The following is an 18,149-nucleotide window of genomic DNA, read 5'->3' as shown; positions in this document are numbered from 1 at the left end:
AAGCCGATGCGGCCGATGCGCTTGCCATTGCAATTTGCCATGCGCACTCAGAACAAAATTTAATAAAACTAGCGGGTAGCGCAAGCAAAACCGTTAGAGGACGTTTAAGGAAATAAATATGATTGGCCGTTTAAATGGCACTTTAGTTGAAAAGCAACCGCCTGAAATTTTATTAGAAGTAAGCGGCGTAGGCTACGAAGTACAAATGCCCATGACCTGTTTTTACGACTTACCCAATATTGGCGAAAACGCCATAGTGTACACACACTTTGTAGTACGCGAAGACGCACAACTATTATTTGGCTTTAATAATAAAACCGAGCGCGCGCTTTTTAGAGAGCTATTAAAAGCAAATGGTGTGGGTCCTAAACTAGGCCTAGCTATTTTGTCGGGCATGTCGGCGCAACAATTTGTTAGTTGCGTAAACAACGAAGATGCCACAACATTGGTTAAATTACCGGGTGTGGGTAAAAAAACCGCTGAGCGTTTAGTGCTTGAAATGAAAGACCGCTTAAAAGATTGGGGTAACGATTTATTTACGCCATATAGCGATAATGCCGTTATAGAGCCTCCTAGCGATGCAACAATTGCCAATAATGCCGCAGACGATGCCGTATCGGCACTTGTTGCGCTTGGTTATAAATTGCCACAGGCGCAAAAAGCAGTAAAATCGGTAAGTAAACCCGATATGTCTACTGAGGTTCTTATTAAAGAATCTTTAAAATCAATGTTGTGAGTAACCCATGATTGAAGCTGATCGTTTAATTGACGCGAGCGAAAAAACCAACGAAGACACCATTGACCGCGCAATAAGGCCCAAGCTTTTAGCCGACTACAAAGGTCAGCCGCATGTTAAGCAGCAAATGGAAATATTTATAGAGGCAGCGCGCAGCCGCGGTGAAGCGCTCGATCATCTATTAATATTTGGCCCGCCGGGCTTAGGTAAAACCACGCTTGCTAATATTGTTGCCAATGAGCTTAATGTAAGTATTAAAACCACTTCAGGCCCAGTACTTGAAAAAGCCGGCGACCTTGCTGCATTACTTACCAACCTTGAAGAAGGCGATGTGCTGTTTATTGATGAAATACACAGACTCAGCCCACAAGTTGAAGAAATACTTTACCCCGCAATGGAAGATTACCAACTCGATATTATGATTGGTGAAGGCCCCGCTGCACGCTCTATTAAATTAGACTTACCGCCGTTTACGCTTATTGGCGCGACAACACGCGCAGGCTCACTTACCTCACCACTTAGAGACCGTTTTGGTATAGTGCAGCGCTTAGAGTTTTACTCAGTAGCTGACTTATCGCATATAGTGGGGCGCTCTGCACATTACCTAGATTTACAAATGTGCGACGATGGCGCTACCGAAATTGCAAAACGCTCACGAGGCACACCGCGTATAGCAAACCGCTTATTGCGCCGTGTGCGCGATTACACGCAAGTAAAATCAGATGGTACAGTAAACGCCTCCGTTGCCGAGCTTGCCCTTGATATGATTGACGTAGATAAAAGCGGGTTTGATTACATGGACCGTAAATACTTACTTGCCATTATCGAAAAATTTATGGGTGGGCCTGTAGGGCTAGATAATTTAGCCGCCGCCATAGGCGAAGAAAAAGAAACCATTGAAGATGTAATAGAGCCGTTTTTAATTCAACAAGGTTTTATACAGCGCACACCGCGCGGGCGAATTGTATCTGACAATGCGTATCATCACTTTGGTTTACTCCCAAAACAAGATTAACCCCTCTTTAGCCTGTTACAGTAAATGTAGCGGGCTACTTCCTATGTTAAATGTAATACCAATTTGCAATAACACTTAATCATTTTGCGAGGCAAACGTGTCGCTACCTGCGTTAAAAACTCTCATTTACGACTGTATGCAGAAGGTATAGCAGTGCAGGAGCAATTGCCAAGAACAACGAAATAGCGAATTTTTTGCCTAGCTATCAACACGTTTTTCAAGCCTCAACATAGCTCACTTAATTAAGAAAATTAGTATAGTTTTTTAAAACTTACTCAGCTTTCATCCACTTTGTAGCAAATGTAACCAATAAATTAAAATCGTTTTGTAATTCACTTAACGTTAAGACTGGCGTGGCTATGCTGCGTACCATTAAAACCAGTTAGCTTTAAAGCAGTAGCAAAATAAGAGACTAGATGTAGCACTATTCGTGTTAATAAGTTTTACCTTGTTATAAACATGCTTGTTATCTGAAAGTAGATAATTTAAAGATACAAACGGGTAAAAAAAGATAGTAAATACACCGTTGGTAATTAAACAGATTGTGTAATTTATACTTATTGCATGCCAAGTTGACGGTAAAATTTAGGTAAAAAAAAGCCCGCATATAATGCGGGCAAACAACAAGTTGAAGGAAGTAATCCAGGGAACTACGTTTTACTTAATCAGGTTTTATCCAAAAAGAGTAAAACAATGTAATACGATTAAAAATCCTATTACTAAGAACTTGGCTTAATGAAAAATGTTTCATTCAGTGCGTAAGCTCGGTATGGGAGAATAATACGGAATAAGTATTTTTTGTTCAAACTAGAAAATTTAAAATTTCAGATAAGAAAAACTAATTTGATGATTTTTTTTGTTGTTCGAATCTTGTACGTTAATTATTCGTTAACTTTATAAGTAGCTGAAAATTAATAAATAATTGGTATGAGCTGTATTGTTACAGTATTAGTTATATTAGTACATGCAAAGTGGCGTGAATTACTTTTGCGTGCTTATGCACTTTTTATGAATAAACGGTGCGTTTTATTAAGTTTACTGCGTATATTTACGCACTTTTGTAGTATTAAGTTGTGTTTTACTAAACGCGGTAGTCGCGTTTTAGAAACAAACTAGCGATTAAGCGTATGTTTAACGTTTTTTGTTGCCAATTCATAGCAATATCGTTGTCAGTAAACCCTTGACTCGATACACTAGATGCAACTTATGGCCGTTACAATGGTCTTATTTACACAAAATAACCAAATTGACGTTTTTTGAAATTATTTAGGAGTTTAACGTGGGATCAGGGCTTAATTTTTTAGATCTAATTCTAGAAGCCAGTTTACTTGTGCAGTTAGTAATGCTAGCGCTAGTAGCAATGTCTGTTATGTCATGGGCAATTATTTTTCAGCGTAAAAAAGCAATTAGCGACGCCTTGTCTGATGCAAAAAAATTCGAACAAAAATTTTGGTCAGGTATCGACTTAAGCAAACTATACAACGAAATTTCATCACGTAGCGGTCAATCTCATGGTATTGAAGCGTTATTTACATCTGGCTTTAAAGAATTTGCACGCCATAAAAAGAACACCTTTCAAAGTGCTGGCATTGTAATGGAAGGTACGCATCGCTCTATGCGTGTGGCACTGTCGCGTGAAATCGAAAAACTAGAATCGAGCTTATCGTTTTTAGCGACAGTGGGTTCGATTAGCCCATATATCGGCTTATTCGGTACGGTGTGGGGTATTATGAATGCCTTTATTGCACTTGGTGAAGTGAAGCAAGCAACATTACAAATGGTAGCGCCAGGTATTGCTGAGGCACTTATTGCAACGGCAATGGGCTTATTTGCGGCTATTCCGGCTGTTATTGCGTATAACCGCTTTGCTAATAAAGTTGAAAAACTAGAATCACACTACATCAACTTTATGGAAGAATTTGCCAACATTTTACACCGTCAAGCAGCTACCCAAATAGAGGCTAAAGCGAATGTACCAGCGTAAGAAGCGCCGTCCGGTCGCAGAAATTAATGTAGTACCTTACATTGATGTAATGTTGGTATTGCTAATTATATTTATGGCAACAGCACCGCTTATTACTCACGGTGTGAAAGTTGATTTACCAAAAATGGAAGAGTCGGATTTAGTTGATACTAAAGACACGCCGCCCATTATTGCCTCGATTGACTCGGCAGGTAAGTACTATGTAAGCATAGGGACTGATCCAGAAGAGCCAATGGAAGCACTTGATGTGGCCGCGGTTATTAAGCTACAGCTAATGAAAAACCCTGATGTACCAGTAATGATTAAAGGCTCTGGTAAGGTTTCTTACCAAGAAGTGTTGTTATTAATGGACTTTTTAAAGAATGCTGGCGTACCATCTGTGGGTTTAATGACAGAATCCTTTGAGGGGACACAGTAGTAACATGAATAGTTCTATAATCAAGTCAGTACTTTTACATTTAGGTTTAGGGGGCTTTTTGTGGGCAACTGCAAATATACACCCACCGGCACCTAAAGTAATGGAAGTGACTCTTAATTCGGCTATTCCTGAGCCTGATAATGCGGTTTCGGCGGTCACTGTTGATCAAAAACAAGTTGAGCAAAAAATTGCTGAGCTACAAAAAAAAGAAGATGCTAAAAAACGCGCTGAAGATAAACGCATTCGCGACTTAGAACGCAGAGCCGCCAATGCGCGCAAACAGCGTGAAGCCGAAGCGCGTAATATTAAAAAGCTAGAGCAACAGCGCAAAGCAAAAGAGAAAGAAAAAGCACAAGCTGAGGCTGAAGCTAAAAAAGCGCGCGAAATTGAACAAAAAGAGCGTGCTAAAGCAAAACAAGCTGAAAAGCAAAAGCAAGAGGCTGAAAACGCCGCTAAAGCTGCTGCAGATAAACGCAAAGCAGAAGAAGAGGCACTGAAAAAAGCCGAAGCAGAGCGTAAAAAGCGTGAAGCAGAAGCTAAAGAGCGTGCAAAAGAGGCTGAGCGTAAACGTCAGCAAGCGCTGCAAGAGCAAATGTTACAAGAACAACTTGCTAAAGAGCAGGCTGCACGTAGTAAAATACGCCAACAGCAAGTAGTAAGCGAAGTTGATAAGTACCGTGCTTTAATTATGGCGCGCATTCAGCAAAACTTACTGATTGATGAAAAAATGAAAAACCAACAGTGTCGAGTAAATATTCGTCTTGGGTTTAATGGTTTAGTAACGCAAGTTAAATCGTTAGGGGGTGATAAGCTAGTGTGTGAAGCTGCACTTAGAGCTGTGCGCATGGCCGATACATTACCTGTATCTAAAGACAAAGACGTATTCGAGCAACTTAAGAATATTAATTTAACAATCAAGCCAGAATTTTAAAGGAATGATATGTTCAGCAAAATTAAAATAGCCTTTGTAGTTATATTATTAGGATTTCAGGGTGTAGCAAATGCGGCACTTGAAATTGTAATAACTGAAGGTGTAGACGGCGCACGTCCTATTGCCATCGTGCCTTTTAAATACAACGGTGTTGGCCCAATTCCACAAAAATTGAGCGATGTAATTGCTGCCGATTTAATGCGCAGTGGTAAATTTAAACCGGTAGATGTAGCACAAATGCCACAGCTTCCTAATAAAGACGGCGACATTGACTACGCAGCATGGGTAAACCAAGGTGTAGAAGCGGTTGTAGTAGGCGAGGTAGAGCAACAAACTGATGGGCGTTACTTAGTACGCTACGAATTAGTTGATGTTATTCGTGGGCAAATTACCGGTGGCCAAACTCAAATGATGAGCAGCGGTAAACTAGTAAAAAGCCAAGATCATATTTTAGAAGCACGCGAAAGCGTAATTGGTGAAAGTGGCTTTCGCCGTTATTCACACCGCATAAGCGATGTAGTATATGAAAAGCTAACCGGTGAAAAAGGCGCGTTTTTAACTAAAATTGCTTATGTAATCGTACGTGAAGACCAAGCTAAGCCATACCAATTAGTGGTTGCCGATTACGATGGCTTTAACGAGCAAGTATTATTGCGCTCAAAAGAGCCGTTAATGTCGCCAGCTTGGTCACCAGATGGTACTAAGCTTGCGTATGTAACGTTTGAAAACCGCCAAAGCCAAATTTACATTCAAGATCTATACTCAGGTAAGCGTGAGCTGATCACTAGTTACCGTGGTATTAACGGTGCACCGCAGTTTTCACCAGATGGCAAAAAAATGTTATTGGTGCTTTCTAAAGATAAAACAGGTGCAACCGAAGTTTACGTTTTAGATTTAGCAACCCGTAAAGAAACACGCCTTACACGCCACCGTAGTATAGATACTGAACCATCTTGGTATCCAAATGGCCAGGATATTGTGTTTACATCTGAAAGGGGTGGTAATGCCCAGATTTATAAGTTAAATTTAAGAACTGGTAGGTCACAACGATTGACCTTCGACGGCGATATGAACCTAGCGGGTTCTATAACGCCAGACAGTAAAGAATTAGTGATGGTTAACCGTACCAACGGGCAGTACCATCTTGCTAAGAAAGAGCTGGCTACAGGCGCGTTTCAAGTATTAACGCGAACTCGCCTTGATGAATCACCGAGCATAGCGCCAAACGGTTCGATGATCATTTATAGCACGCTTCATAATAATAAACAGGTACTCGCGCTGGTATCGATGGACGGTCGCTTTAAAGCACGTTTACCCGTGCTAGACGGACAAGTAAAGGCACCAGCTTGGTCGCCATATTTACAGTAATATTTGCTGGTTTACTCAAAAATAGGAATCTACTCAATGCAACTTAACAAAGTACTTAAAGGCCTGCTAATCGCTGTGCCAGTAATGACATTAGCCGCTTGTAGCTCATCTTCAGATATTGATGAAGGCGCAGCTAACCAATCAAATCAAAGTGCAGTTGAGCAATCAACAAACACGGATACAGTTGAAGTAGCAACAATTTCACCTGAACAACAAGCAGAAGAGCAACTTCGTCAAAAGTATGAAGCGCTTCGTCAAGAACAAATTATTTACTTTGACTTCGACAAAGCAACTGTTGAGAACAAGTACGCAGAATTACTTCGTGCACATGCTGAGTTTTTAGTTCAGAACCCTTCAGTAAAAGTATTAATTGAAGGTCACGCTGATGAGCGCGGTACACCTGAGTACAACATTGCACTAGGTGAGCACCGTGGCCAAGCTGTAGAAAAATACCTACAAAGCTTAGGTGTTTCTGCTAGCCAAATGTCAGTAGTTAGCTACGGTGAAGAGAAACCAATGGTTAAATCTCGCACTGAGTCAGCTTTCGCTAAAAACCGCCGTGCGGTACTAGTTTACTAAGATAAGAGATATTATGAAGCCGAAAATTATTTTGGCAGCCATGATATTGAGCGGGAGCACCCAAGTTTTGGCTGCTCCCGCTCCTGTTTCAGAAGCTGCAAGTTCACAGTCGAGCATAGAGAAGCGTTTAGCGTCACTAGAAAACATGATGCAGTCGCGAAACTTATTACAAGTTGAATTACAGCAACAACTTAATCTACTTCAAGATGAAGTAAGCCAAATTCGCGGTGTTACTGAAGAGCAAAGTTATAAACTTGAAAAAGTACTTCAGCGCCAGCGTGAGCTTTATCAAGAAATAGAAAACCGCGTAAGCCAAGCGTATACACAACCCGCTGCTGCGCCTGCAACCGATTACACGCAATCGAGCGACGCACAAACCTATAGCAGTGACTTATCTGAAAACGAAGCGTATGAGCGTGCAGTAGCGCTAATAATGAAAGATAAACGCTACGACCAAGCTATTCCTGAGTTTCAAACATTTTTAACAACCTATCCTAATTCTGTGTATGCCTCTAATGCACATTATTGGCTTGGGCAGTTGCTGACCATTAAAAATGATGGTGTAAAAGCAAGTGAGCATTTTAAAGTTGTGGTTAATGAGTTTCCTAACTCAAATAAACGACCAGATGCCATGTTAAAGTTAGGCTCGCTTTTACAAGAGCAAGGCCTGAATCAAGAGGCACAAAAAATATTGGGTGATCTAATTAACCAATATCCAAGTACAACTGCTGCAAAACTTGCAACCGAGCGTCTAGCTAATTAGGACGCATTTAAGCGGTGTATTTAAAGCTCAAACTACATAGAAATACTCGGCGAATCTTGTATTTGCATGTAGTTTGAGCACAAACGCTTTAATTTTGCTCACCTAGGCATAAAAACTGAAAAAAAGAGACATTTTCGGTTGCACTCATTTTATAAATAAGTATTATAAGCGCCCGCAGCAAACGAATGGTTACCCCACTCAAAATGCGGCAAAAAGAGCGGGTCATTAGCTCAGTTGGTAGAGCAGTGGACTTTTAATCCATTGGTCGATGGTTCAAGTCCATCATGACCCACCATTCTTTATTAAGGTAAAGATTGGTTCAATCGGCGGATTTACGCAGCTCACTTAAATAGTAAGCACACAGAGCGGGTCATTAGCTCAGTTGGTAGAGCAGTGGACTTTTAATCCATTGGTCGATGGTTCAAGTCCATCATGACCCACCATTCTTTACTTAGGTAAAGATTGGTTCAATCGGCGGATTTACGCAGCGTGTTAATTCTACACAGAATTTAGAGCGGGTCATTAGCTCAGTTGGTAGAGCAGTGGACTTTTAATCCATTGGTCGATGGTTCAAGTCCATCATGACCCACCATTCTTTATTTAAGTAAAGATTGGTTTAATCGGCGGATTTACGCAGCATGTTAATTCTACACGGAATTTAGAGCGGGTCATTAGCTCAGTTGGTAGAGCAGTGGACTTTTAATCCATTGGTCGATGGTTCAAGTCCATCATGACCCACCACTTCTAAAAAATCTCAACTCTTCCCTTATTTTATTTAAATCAGTTTCTTATTTTTATTTATAAACAGCATGCCCAGATAGCTGTTATTTACCCGTGTATTCTCGTATAATTTGCCGTAATTAATGCACTGTAGATGAAGTGGTCGAGAACATGAGTCTAGCTCAAACTATTATGCCTGAAGGTTATATCTTTCCTCCTAAGCCAGCGCCGTTGACTAAAGACGAGCAAGGCGAATATAAAGCACGTATTAAACAACTACTGCAAGATAAAAATGCAGTGCTGGTAGCCCATTACTATACAGATCCTGAAATTCAGGCACTTGCCGAAGAAACAGGGGGCTGTGTTGCCGACTCATTAGAAATGGCACGTTTTGGTGCTCGCCACGATGCAGACATGATCATCGTTGCAGGCGTACGTTTTATGGGTGAAACCGCTAAAATTTTAACGCCAAACAAAACAGTTGTTATGCCAACGCTAGAAGCAACCTGTTCGTTAGATATTGGTTGCCCTATTGACGAGTTTTCAGCGTTTTGCGATCAGCACCCTGATCGTAAAGTTGTAGTGTATGCAAACACCTCTACAGCGGTTAAAGCCCGTGCAGATTGGATTGTAACCTCATCGTGCGCGCTTGAAATTGTAGAGCACCTAGATGAGCAAGGTGAAAAAATTATTTGGGGCCCAGATAAACACCTTGGTAGCTACATTCAAAAAAATACTGGCGCCGATATGATCATGTGGAACGGCGCATGTATCGTACACGATGAATTTAAAACAAAAGCGCTTAAAGATATGAAAGCCTTGCACCCAGACGCGGGTGTATTGGTGCACCCAGAGTCACCTGCAGAAATAGTGGCACTAGCAGATGCGGTTGGCTCAACCAGTCAACTAATAAAAGCTGCGCAAACACTGGATAACGATAAGTTTATTGTAGCGACAGACCGCGGTATTTTTTACAAAATGCAGCAGCTATGCCCAGAAAAAGAGTTTTTTGCAGCCCCAACTGCGGGTGAAGGCGCGTCATGTAAAAGTTGTGCACATTGCCCGTGGATGGCAATGAACGGCTTAAAAGCGATTGAAGAAGCCCTGATAGACCCTCGCGGTAAAGAAGTGTTTGTAGATATGGACTTACGCGAAGGCGCGCTCAAGTCACTTAATCGCATGTTAGACTTTACAGCTAGCATGGCTAAGTAATTAGTCTAATGTATAAAAAACGGTTAAACCCTGAGGTTTAGCCGTTTTTTTATGCCTAAAGTAAATTACTGATTGATTATTAGACACTTAACAGCACAAACTTAAAAAGACCTTGCACCTGTGTAACCTATTTCATACTATAACGCGCTGTTGCTAAGCAACACCGTGGAGGAATGGCTGAGTGGCTGAAGGCGCACGCCTGGAAAGTGTGTTTAGGTTAATCCCTAACGAGGGTTCGAATCCCTCTTCCTCCACCATCATTCTTGAACCCAGTTATTGAATATCAATAACTGGGTTTTTTAATGCCTGCTGCCCAAACCTTAGTTATACGCTAATAGGCATGTATTTAGTGGGTAATCTCAATCGGCCCTTAAAGTCGCTCCCTTAAATACGTGACATGTTATAAGCCCCGAATTTATTGGTACTCAAATAACGCGTTTTCCCATTCTTGAATGATTATTTGGCGCTTCATCTGATCGTCTATTACTAATATTTCTATGCCAAGGGGGACGGGGCGCAGCTGACCTTCTGATATATCAAGTAAATGTTTTTGCTTAATTCTTACTTCGTTATTTATTGGCTCAAAATTAGTAAAGTTGGCCATGTCTGTTTGCCCTTGTACAGACACTAAGTAATCAATAAACAGCTGTGCGCCAATTACATTTTTAGCATGTTTAGGAATAATGGCACTGCGCATAATAACCGAGGTGTAGTCTTTAGGTTGCACCACAATAATATTAGGGTGCTGCGCCGCCCATGTGCGCGCATAAGAGCTTAATATGTTATAGCCAACAGTGAGCTCGCCCGTTGAAAGTGCCTTGAGTATGTCGGCGCTGCGTCTAAATACACGCGTGCTGTGATAGCCAAACGATTCTAGCATTCGGCCATAGCTTGAGCTTTGCTCGCGGTCATGAGCCCACAGCAAATAACCTATGCCCACTTGAGTAATATCATAAATGCCAATGCGGCCTTTAATTTGCTCACTGCGCCTACGAATTAGCTCTAATAATTCGTTGCGGCTACTTGGTGCGACCTCTTCGCCTAAAAATTCTTTATTAAATGCAATTACCGCTGTTTCATAGGTAAAGCCAAATACTTCATTTCGCCATTTAGCCCATGCAGGAAGCTTATTTGTTTGCTCAGAGCTGTAAGGCTGTGCGTAACCGTCGTTAACTAACTTTACTTGCAAGTTCATTGCTGAACTTAATAATACGTCGGGCGGGTTTTTAACGTCGGCTAAAAATTCGCTATACACTTCAAAAGTACTCAGCTCGTAGTAGTCAATTTGTACAAAAGGGTATTTTTTTTGAAAGGCCGATAAAAAAGGGGCAATTTCCATTTTGTCAGCGCCGCCATATATTTTAAGCACGGATTTATTTTCGCTTTGTGCCGGAAATACTAAAGGGGTTTTTGCAGCAACGAATGGCGAGCCTACAAAGCACGTAAAAACAACGGCAATATAAATCAGCGATAAAAGTTTCAATGTTCGTCCTCGGTCAGCATTAGCGGAAAGTTTATTTCAAAAATAAGCCCCGACGGGCTGTTATCAAGCAGCTTGATAGCAGCGTTATGATGCTCTGCTACCTCTTTTGCAATGCTTAAGCCTAGGCCACTGCCGGCACGTGGGTCGCCTTTACTTTTATAAAACCGCTCAAACACATGCTGTTTTTGCGCATCGGGTACACCTACGCCTTGATCAGCCACGCATAAACGGGCTATGTAACCGCTGTCTGTACTGTGAAGCTCGGTAGACACATTTACTTCTTTGTTTTGCGGGCTAAATTTAATCGCGTTTTCTAAAATGTTGCGTAGCATTTGGCTAAGTGCAAACGAATCGCCATTGATCATTAAATTATCGTCACCTTGATATGTGATGATCACGCCGCGTTGAATCGCCGATACCGCAACATCTCTACACACAGACTTTACCAGCTCCGGCAATGAAAGCGTTATTAAAGGCTGGCTATGAAAGCGGTGCGCAAGAGTGGCTTGGTTTAACAGTTGCGTAACGGTGCTGTCGAGTAAATCTGTTGAATATAAAACACGATTTAACTGCTCTGTTCTTATTTTTTCATCGCTTTCTTCAATGGCATTTTGCGCCTGGCTTTTAAGGCCTGCAAGGGGCGTTCTTATTTGATGAGCCACTTCGCCAGTAAAGCGTTTTAAATGATTAAGCGAGACTTCTAATTGCGATATAAAATGGTTAATGGTTGAAATTAAATCGGCCATTTCTTTGGGAACCGACATATCAATAGGGCGTAGGTCAGTGGGGGAGCGCCGACGTATTTTTTTATTTATGCTGTAAATAGGGCGCAAAATTTGATTCACTCCCAGTAATATAAGCACAATAGCTATTACAAACGTTAAAATAACCATTTGTATTACATTTAAATTCATTTCATAGGCGAGCTGATCGCGAGCTTGGGTGGTTTGGCCTATTAAAATATTTACATCAAACGATTCACCCACTTCATAAAGCTTATCTGAGAGTAAAATAAAGCGGTAGTTTTCGCCTTTGTAGTCACCTTCCCAAAATTGTATTAGTAGGTTATCTCGCGGGTCATACTCTGCACGTTGCCACTGGGTGTCGGCTTTTTGTAAAATGTGTTGATATAAGCCATTGTAACCGGTTAAGTGCTCGCCTTGATTTTGTGTTATTTGATACACCAATCTGTCATTTGAGGCCATCGAGAGAGTTTCGAATGTAGCGCTGGGTAAATCAACAATAATTTCGTGGTAATCAATGTGGGTATTTTCAAAAATTTGTAAAGCAGCACTGGCAAGTAGTCTATCGTATGAAATTTGGGCGGCGTTTTTACTGTAATTATTAGCCATAAAATAGGTTATAAGTGTAATTATAACCATTAAAGCAATGGTTATTGTAAGCAGCTGTCGGCGAATTGAGGGGAGGGTTTTGCTACTCATTAGGCTCTGCTAAAAGATAGCCTAAACCACGCAGTGTTTTTATATCAACACTGCTATTTACCAGCTTTTTACGAAGCCTTGCTACGTAGGTTTCTATGGCGTTGGGGCTAGGGGAGTCGTCAAACGAATATAAGTGATCGAGTAACTCATCTTTATTAAGCACTTTGCCTTGATGCGTTAAAAATATTTCTAGTAACCTAAATTCTCGTTGTTTTAAGTCAATAAGTTCTTTAGCAATAGTGACCGTGCATGATTTTCGGTCAAAATCGAGGTTGCCATAACTAATAATGTCTTTACCTAGGCCTTGGTTACGCCTAAGTAGGGCGCGGCAACGGGCTTCTAATTCGCCAAAATCAAAGGGTTTAGTGAGGTAATCGTCGGCGCCTAAGTCGAGTAATTCTATGCGGTGCTCTACTTGGGCACGTGCCGTTAAAATTAATACAGGCGTATTTGATGAGCGAGCCCTGAGCTTTTTTAATATTTGCTCACCGTTTAAATTGGGCAAGTTTAAATCAAGTAAAATAAGGTCGTACTCATGGCGTTTTAACAGCGAATTAGCCACATCACCACTGGTTACAAGGTCTATACCTTGGCCCATTTTGGTGAAACGTTGGCAAATTGCTTCTCCTAACACTTCGTCGTCTTCAACTGCTAAAATTCTCATTAAGCACACCCGCAAAGTCGCAATTAAAAAATATAATTTTAAGTTGTGCAAGACACTAAACAATTACTGCAACGTTTACAATACGCAAATGCCTTCGTTTATAGCAAGATAAGCTATAGTTTTAATTTAATAGCCAAAAAATACAATTGCCTAAAATGTAATTATCTTGTGACAGGTTTGTGACAGGTTTGCCGTGTAAATTGCAACATGAATAAACTGATACACACTACACACAACTATAAATTTAATTAAACAAGGTAGCGGAGACAACTATGGCTCAACGGTTCTCTAAAATATTTGCAGTAACAGGCGCAGTATTAACTTGTGTTTCTATTCCTTCGTACGCTTCTTTTAATGGGCTTACAGAGCAAGACGAATTTAATATTAAGCTAAGGTCAATTTACTTTGACCGCGATTACGATAACGACGCCAGCGACGACTCAACGTTTGCACAAGGCATAGAGCTCAATTATCAATCGGGCTATTTTAATGACTTAATTAGCATGGTGTCTCTACTTATACGGTACTTAATTACAACTCAACCGGCAGCGCACAAAATAATATTTTACCCGCTGGGGATGAAAAAGGCGGCGTTGACGATAGTTTTTCTAAATTTGGTCAATATTTTATCGACGTTAAACTTGGCGACAATGGCCATGTAAAAATAGGCGGGCAAAAAACCAAAAGTATGTTGTTAAAAAGCTCAGGTAGCCGCGCAATTCCCAATACTTTTAGAGGTGTATTTGGTGACTACAAGTTTGGCAATACCAAAGTATATGGTTACGCCTACGATAAATGGAGCCGCCGCCACGACGACAAGTGGGAAGATTTTTCTACCGACCAGTCAGATAACGGCGCAATTAGTGTTATTTGGGGTGTGGGCGCAAGCTACAAAAAAGATGCGCTAAAAATAGACGCAGAGTATTTAAATTCTCATGACTACTTATCAAAGCTTGGGCTTAAAGGCAGCTACGCTATAAAGCTCGATCAAAGTAAGTTAACCCTTTCAAGTGGCGTATTTACCTCACAAGACGATGGCGATTTATTTGTAACCGGCGCAGAGGGTGGCGATTTAGATGATGAAGATGCACTCGATGCGGTTTCAGGCGTTACTAAAAGTGAAAACGATGGTTTTGCCTATTACCTAGATGCCAATTGGAAAAAAGATATTTGGACACTAGGCGCCGCATTTACCAAAGTGAACGATGCTTGGATTGAAGATAACTTTAGCGGCGATCACGGGACTAACCCGTTTCCAACTCGCTCATTAATTGGTGCCGATATAACAAACCAAAATGAGTCAACTTGGCAGGCTCGCTTAGGTGTTGACCTAAAAGCAGTGGCACCGGGTTTAACCACAAAGTTTTATTACACCAGCGGCAGCGATGCAGAAAATTCAAGCTTAGGTAAAGCAGGTGGCACAGCCGATGAAAAATATTGGGCCATTGATACACGCTACAAAGNGGCTGTAAAAGGCTTAAGCCTACGTTGGTTATTTTTAGATTACACCACAGATGAAACTGGCAGTGTTGATGGTGTAAAAGGAGACAGAGCAGATCACCGTGTATATGTAGATTACACCATTAAGTTTTAAACGCCCCTTCGATTGGCTTTTAACGCGCAGCATGAAAAATGCTGCGCGTTTTTTAATTTTTAAAAGTTATTTTTTAATCAATTTTTATTTCGTGACAGGTTAGTGACAGTTTGGCTCCTTACTCTTAAAAAAAGGGCAACGTTTTGATAACGACGTTACTTGTTTTTAATTGCATTGAAAGGGCGAAACGATGAATTCAACACACGCTACACCTCAGTTAAAACCTACGCCGAGAGCCATTCACTTTCGTGCAAATAGCCACCAAATAGCCACGGCTGCTAGTGCAACAAGTAATACTAATTTTGCCCCTCAATCTTTGCAAAGTAAGCAAGAGCAAGTGCAAGAGTGCGTGGTTATTTTAAGTAATAACTAACCCGTTACTGCTCATTTAAATTGATTTAGAAGCTGGATTATTATGACTATTCAAAAAAAAATACCTTGTGTCATTATGCGCGGCGGAACGTCTCGCGGGACTTATTTTTTAGCCAACGATTTACCGAGAGAGTGGGATAAACGCAAAGAAATTTTAACTGCAGCAATGGGCTCAGGCGACCCGCTGCAAGTAAACGGCGTAGGTGGAGGCAACTCACTAACCAGTAAAGCGGCCATTATCTCACGCTCAACTGACCCCGATGCAGACATTGATTACTTATTTGCGCAAGTTGCTATTGAGCAAAATGAAGTCGATATAACCCCTTCGTGTGGCAATATTTTATCTGGTGCACCACCACTGGCAATTGAATACGGATTGGTTACTGCAAACGACGGTGAAACAACGGTACGGGTTAAAAATGTAAATACCAATACCCTGATTGAAGTTGTGGTACAAACGCCTAACGGCTTTGTAGAGTACGAAGGCGATGCCACCATTGATGGCGTACCGGGCTCTGGGGCGCCTATTTTACTTAAGTTTTTTGATGTGTGTGGCACTAAAACCGGTGAATTACTGCCTACAGGCTCTGTACGTGATACCTTTGATGGCGTAGAGGTAAGTTGTGTAGATGCTGCCATGCCAATGGTACTAATACCTGCACCATCACTGGGTGTAAAAGGCTCTGAAACTAAACAAGAGCTTGATGCAAATACAGAGTTACTGCAAAAAATAGAAAGCATTCGCCTGCAGGCGTCACTAAAAATGGGCCTTGGCGATGCAACCGGAAAAGTCATTCCTAAAGTCGGCTTACTGTCGGTGCCGCAATTTGGCGGTACGATAACTTCGCGCTACTTTGTGCCGCAAAATTGCCATACCAGCCATTCTGTAACGGGGGCAATTTGCGTGAGTGTTAGTTGCATGTTGCCAGGCAGTGTGGCGTACGACTTAATTACCCCACAAAGCTCAGAGCAGCAAAATATAGTGGTTGAACACCCTAGCGGTAAAATAGATTTACTACTTGAGGGGCGCTTTGAAAACGACACGCTAGATATAAAATCGGCGGGGTTAATGCGCACAGCCAGAATGTTATTTAAAGGTGAAGTACACATACCTGCAAAAGTATGGGATGAAAGCAAAATAGCTTAACTTATACCAATGGGCAAAATAGCTCACTTAATTAAGCTAATTGGTGTTAAGCCTTAGTAAACCAACCGAAAATGCGATAGCAGATTGTTTGTTATCGCTTTTTTTATGCTTTAAATAAATAAAGCTAAGTTTATTTTTATTTTAAAACAATGGCTTATAAATAATTTTAAATTAATGGATAGTTTGGCATCGATGACAGGTAGATGACAGTTTCGGCTATTAGTCTAGCTGTTGTTAACTTCTTTTAACGAAATACTTTCATCTACGTAATAGATGCAATGACGTTATTAGGACCTATTTAAATAATTGCAGCGAATAACAGAGGTCAAATTATGAAGATTAAATTAAGTACTTTTGCACCTAATCGACTAAAAGCAATGCTTGTTGTGTTAGCAGCGAGCACTTGTATCAGCTCAGCTTATGCAAACAATAACGACGAAGTAAGCTTTGATGGTGAGCGAGTAGAGTGGGTTGTGCCTTTTAAAGAAGGTGGCGGCTCTGACACATGGGCACGTTTTTTTGGTCCGCGTTTTTCTCAGCATTTAAATGGTAAACCTGTGGTTGTGGTTAAAAACATTCCAGGTGGTGGCTCTACCAAGGGTGCTAATCGCTTTGAGCGCCGCGCTAAAGCAAATGGTTTAAATGTATTTAGTACTTCTGCCTCTACACAAATCCCTTACTTACTTGGCGACTCACGCGTTAGATACGAAGTAAAACGTTGGAACGTGATTATGGCCACACCGACAGGTGCGGTGGTATATGTGCGCCCAGAGCTGGGTATTAAAAACGCATCAGAGCTTGCCAAATTGCAGGGTCAAAAACTTAAATTTGGTAGCCAACGCGCCGCGTCAATGGACTTAGTTGGGCTATTAGCCTTCGACATGCTTGATTTAGACATTCACGCCATTTTTGGTATGAAAGGCCGTGGCAGTGCGCGTTTATCGTTTGAGCGTGGCGAGGTGGATATCGACTTTCAAACTACCTCTGCCTACTTAAAAAAAGTACAGCCGCTAGTTGATGAAGGTAAAGCGATTCCGCTTATGTCGTTTGGCGTACTTAATAAAGAAGGCAAAATTGTACGCGACCCAACGTTTCCTGACTTACCACACGTAGGCGAAGTATACGAAATGATCCACGGTAAAAAGCCAACAGGTGTTGAATACAACGTATGGAAAACCTTTTTTGTAGCTGGTTTTGCCGCGCAAAAAGGACTGTTTTTACCTAAAGGCACCCCTGATGACGTTATTGCAGAGTGGCGCAATGCAGCACAGCGCGTCATTGATCAAGACAACTTTAAAGAAGAGTCTGAATTAGTACTTGGCCAATACCCACAACTTGTAAACGAAGATGCAGTAAACACACTGAGCTCAGCACTGACAATTTCTGAAACTGACAAACAATGGGTAAGAAATTACCTAACCGAAAACTACAACGCGCGTTTTTAAAAAACCATGTTGATTTGTTGTACACACAGTGGCTTGCATTTAGTGAGCCACTTTTTTAATCTAAGGAGAGCAGTATGTTAGATGCATTTTTAATTGCGCTACAAACTATTCTTACCCCCACACACTTAATGTATTTATGCGGCGGCGTTTTTTTAGGCTTGCTGATTGGTATTTTTCCGGGTTTAGGCGGCATAGCGGGTTTATCGTTATTACTGCCATTTTTATATGGTATGGACCCAATTTCAGCGCTTGCTATGCTTATTGGTCTAGTGGCGG

At 41.3% G+C, this 18,149-nt stretch carries 18 protein-coding genes, 5 tRNA genes and 1 pseudogene; 21 read left to right on the top strand and 3 right to left on the bottom strand.

Annotated features, from left to right (window positions below):
• From L650_RS24155 to L650_RS0118640, 15 genes and pseudogenes are all read left to right on the top strand, one after another.
• Nucleotides 1-116, top strand: a pseudogene (locus tag L650_RS24155) (crossover junction endodeoxyribonuclease RuvC); the annotation flags it as partial.
• 2 nt (nucleotides 117-118) lie between these two features.
• Nucleotides 119-736, top strand: coding sequence for a Holliday junction branch migration protein RuvA (ruvA, locus tag L650_RS0118715; RefSeq protein ID WP_004587271.1), 618 nt, complete (start codon nucleotides 119-121; stop codon nucleotides 734-736).
• Between the two features lie 7 nt (nucleotides 737-743).
• Nucleotides 744-1,751 carry a Holliday junction branch migration DNA helicase RuvB gene (ruvB, locus tag L650_RS0118710; RefSeq protein ID WP_004587272.1) on the top strand — a complete coding sequence of 336 codons (1,008 nt, stop codon included), beginning with the start codon at nucleotides 744-746 and terminating at the stop codon, nucleotides 1,749-1,751.
• Nucleotides 1,752-3,030: 1,279 nt separating this feature from the next.
• Nucleotides 3,031-3,735, top strand: a complete 705-nt coding sequence (gene tolQ / locus L650_RS0118695; RefSeq protein WP_029774045.1) for a protein TolQ — start codon at nucleotides 3,031-3,033, stop codon at nucleotides 3,733-3,735.
• Nucleotides 3,722-4,153 carry a protein TolR gene (tolR, locus tag L650_RS0118690; RefSeq protein ID WP_004587274.1) on the top strand — a complete coding sequence of 144 codons (432 nt, stop codon included), beginning with the start codon at nucleotides 3,722-3,724 and terminating at the stop codon, nucleotides 4,151-4,153. Before tolQ ends, tolR begins: the two co-directional genes overlap by 14 nt.
• Before the next feature lie 4 nt (nucleotides 4,154-4,157).
• Nucleotides 4,158-5,084 (top strand): cell envelope integrity protein TolA, encoded by a 927-nt coding sequence (gene tolA / locus L650_RS0118685; RefSeq protein WP_024032176.1) that lies wholly within the window; start codon nucleotides 4,158-4,160, stop codon nucleotides 5,082-5,084.
• 9 nt (nucleotides 5,085-5,093) lie between these two features.
• Nucleotides 5,094-6,452, top strand: a complete 1,359-nt coding sequence (tolB, locus tag L650_RS0118680) for a Tol-Pal system beta propeller repeat protein TolB (protein ID WP_004587276.1) — start codon at nucleotides 5,094-5,096, stop codon at nucleotides 6,450-6,452.
• Between the two features lie 36 nt (nucleotides 6,453-6,488).
• Nucleotides 6,489-7,031, top strand: coding sequence for a peptidoglycan-associated lipoprotein Pal (pal, locus tag L650_RS0118675; RefSeq protein WP_004587277.1), 543 nt, complete (start codon nucleotides 6,489-6,491; stop codon nucleotides 7,029-7,031).
• Between the two features lie 13 nt (nucleotides 7,032-7,044).
• Nucleotides 7,045-7,794, top strand: a complete 750-nt coding sequence (ybgF, locus tag L650_RS0118670; RefSeq protein WP_029774044.1) for a tol-pal system protein YbgF — start codon at nucleotides 7,045-7,047, stop codon at nucleotides 7,792-7,794.
• A gap of 219 nt (nucleotides 7,795-8,013) precedes the next feature.
• Nucleotides 8,014-8,089, top strand: a tRNA-Lys gene (locus tag L650_RS0118665).
• 72 nt (nucleotides 8,090-8,161) lie between these two features.
• A tRNA-Lys gene (locus tag L650_RS0118660) sits at nucleotides 8,162-8,237 on the top strand.
• 73 nt (nucleotides 8,238-8,310) lie between these two features.
• Nucleotides 8,311-8,386 (top strand) — tRNA-Lys (locus tag L650_RS0118655).
• Nucleotides 8,387-8,459: 73 nt separating this feature from the next.
• A tRNA-Lys gene (locus tag L650_RS0118650) sits at nucleotides 8,460-8,535 on the top strand.
• A 150-nt stretch (nucleotides 8,536-8,685) separates the two neighbouring features.
• Nucleotides 8,686-9,726, top strand: a complete 1,041-nt coding sequence (nadA, locus tag L650_RS0118645) for a quinolinate synthase NadA (protein ID WP_029774043.1) — start codon at nucleotides 8,686-8,688, stop codon at nucleotides 9,724-9,726.
• Nucleotides 9,727-9,893: 167 nt separating this feature from the next.
• Nucleotides 9,894-9,983: transfer RNA gene (locus L650_RS0118640), tRNA-Ser, on the top strand.
• A 158-nt stretch (nucleotides 9,984-10,141) separates the two neighbouring features.
• On the opposite strand, the gene L650_RS0118635 is transcribed toward L650_RS0118640, so the two are convergent.
• From L650_RS0118635 to L650_RS0118625, 3 genes are read right to left on the bottom strand one after another with little or no spacing between them, the layout of a single operon-like run.
• On the bottom strand, nucleotides 10,142-11,209 hold the full coding sequence (locus L650_RS0118635) for an ABC transporter substrate-binding protein (RefSeq protein ID WP_029774042.1): 1,068 nt from the start codon (nucleotides 11,207-11,209) through the stop codon (nucleotides 10,142-10,144).
• Nucleotides 11,206-12,651 (bottom strand): sensor histidine kinase, encoded by a 1,446-nt coding sequence (locus L650_RS0118630; RefSeq protein ID WP_029774041.1) that lies wholly within the window; start codon nucleotides 12,649-12,651, stop codon nucleotides 11,206-11,208. The genes L650_RS0118635 and L650_RS0118630 overlap by 4 nt, the downstream gene beginning before the upstream one ends.
• Nucleotides 12,644-13,315, bottom strand: a complete 672-nt coding sequence (locus L650_RS0118625; protein ID WP_029774040.1) for a response regulator transcription factor — start codon at nucleotides 13,313-13,315, stop codon at nucleotides 12,644-12,646. Before L650_RS0118625 ends, L650_RS0118630 begins: the two co-directional genes overlap by 8 nt.
• Nucleotides 13,316-13,587: 272 nt before the next feature.
• Between L650_RS0118625 and L650_RS24650 the strand changes: the two genes are divergently transcribed.
• The 6 genes from L650_RS24650 to L650_RS23920 all read left to right on the top strand — a co-directional run.
• Nucleotides 13,588-13,977, top strand: coding sequence for an OprD family porin (locus L650_RS24650; RefSeq protein WP_223230605.1), 390 nt, complete (start codon nucleotides 13,588-13,590; stop codon nucleotides 13,975-13,977).
• Entirely contained in the window at nucleotides 13,878-14,909 is a 1,032-nt protein-coding gene (locus L650_RS0118620; RefSeq protein ID WP_223230606.1) for an OprD family outer membrane porin, read from the top strand. The genes L650_RS24650 and L650_RS0118620 overlap by 100 nt, the downstream gene beginning before the upstream one ends.
• Before the next feature lie 190 nt (nucleotides 14,910-15,099).
• On the top strand, nucleotides 15,100-15,282 hold the full coding sequence (locus L650_RS0118615) for a hypothetical protein (protein WP_029774039.1): 183 nt from the start codon (nucleotides 15,100-15,102) through the stop codon (nucleotides 15,280-15,282).
• Nucleotides 15,283-15,324: 42 nt separating this feature from the next.
• Nucleotides 15,325-16,428 carry a 4-oxalomesaconate tautomerase gene (locus L650_RS0118610; RefSeq protein WP_029774038.1) on the top strand — a complete coding sequence of 368 codons (1,104 nt, stop codon included), beginning with the start codon at nucleotides 15,325-15,327 and terminating at the stop codon, nucleotides 16,426-16,428.
• A 332-nt stretch (nucleotides 16,429-16,760) separates the two neighbouring features.
• Nucleotides 16,761-17,873 carry a Bug family tripartite tricarboxylate transporter substrate binding protein gene (locus tag L650_RS0118605; RefSeq protein ID WP_024032569.1) on the top strand — a complete coding sequence of 371 codons (1,113 nt, stop codon included), beginning with the start codon at nucleotides 16,761-16,763 and terminating at the stop codon, nucleotides 17,871-17,873.
• 74 nt (nucleotides 17,874-17,947) lie between these two features.
• A partial coding sequence (locus L650_RS23920) for a tripartite tricarboxylate transporter permease (RefSeq protein WP_174380552.1) occupies nucleotides 17,948-18,149 on the top strand: 202 nt, incomplete at its 3' end.

Origin of the sequence: Pseudoalteromonas sp. TB51, from assembly GCF_000498055.1 — a bacterium.
Classification (GTDB): Bacteria; Pseudomonadota; Gammaproteobacteria; order Enterobacterales; family Alteromonadaceae; genus Pseudoalteromonas; species Pseudoalteromonas atlantica.
The sequence above is the reverse complement of the archived record's forward strand: the minus strand, read 5'-3'. Positions and strand labels throughout refer to the sequence as shown.

Coding starts and splice junctions, on each gene's coding strand:
- L650_RS0118605 (WP_024032569.1), top strand. CDS start 16,761: ATGAAGATTAAATTAAGTACTTTTGCACCTAATCGACTAAAAGCAATG.
- ybgF (WP_029774044.1), top strand. CDS start 7,045: ATGAAGCCGAAAATTATTTTGGCAGCCATGATATTGAGCGGGAGCACC.
- L650_RS0118630 (WP_029774041.1), bottom strand. CDS start 12,651: ATGAGTAGCAAAACCCTCCCCTCAATTCGCCGACAGCTGCTTACAATA.
- L650_RS0118615 (WP_029774039.1), top strand. CDS start 15,100: ATGAATTCAACACACGCTACACCTCAGTTAAAACCTACGCCGAGAGCC.
- ruvB (WP_004587272.1), top strand. CDS start 744: ATGATTGAAGCTGATCGTTTAATTGACGCGAGCGAAAAAACCAACGAA.
- pal (WP_004587277.1), top strand. CDS start 6,489: ATGCAACTTAACAAAGTACTTAAAGGCCTGCTAATCGCTGTGCCAGTA.
- tolB (WP_004587276.1), top strand. CDS start 5,094: ATGTTCAGCAAAATTAAAATAGCCTTTGTAGTTATATTATTAGGATTT.
- L650_RS0118625 (WP_029774040.1), bottom strand. CDS start 13,315: ATGAGAATTTTAGCAGTTGAAGACGACGAAGTGTTAGGAGAAGCAATT.
- tolR (WP_004587274.1), top strand. CDS start 3,722: ATGTACCAGCGTAAGAAGCGCCGTCCGGTCGCAGAAATTAATGTAGTA.
- L650_RS0118610 (WP_029774038.1), top strand. CDS start 15,325: ATGACTATTCAAAAAAAAATACCTTGTGTCATTATGCGCGGCGGAACG.
- L650_RS24650 (WP_223230605.1), top strand. CDS start 13,588: ATGGCTCAACGGTTCTCTAAAATATTTGCAGTAACAGGCGCAGTATTA.
- ruvA (WP_004587271.1), top strand. CDS start 119: ATGATTGGCCGTTTAAATGGCACTTTAGTTGAAAAGCAACCGCCTGAA.
- tolA (WP_024032176.1), top strand. CDS start 4,158: ATGAATAGTTCTATAATCAAGTCAGTACTTTTACATTTAGGTTTAGGG.
- nadA (WP_029774043.1), top strand. CDS start 8,686: ATGAGTCTAGCTCAAACTATTATGCCTGAAGGTTATATCTTTCCTCCT.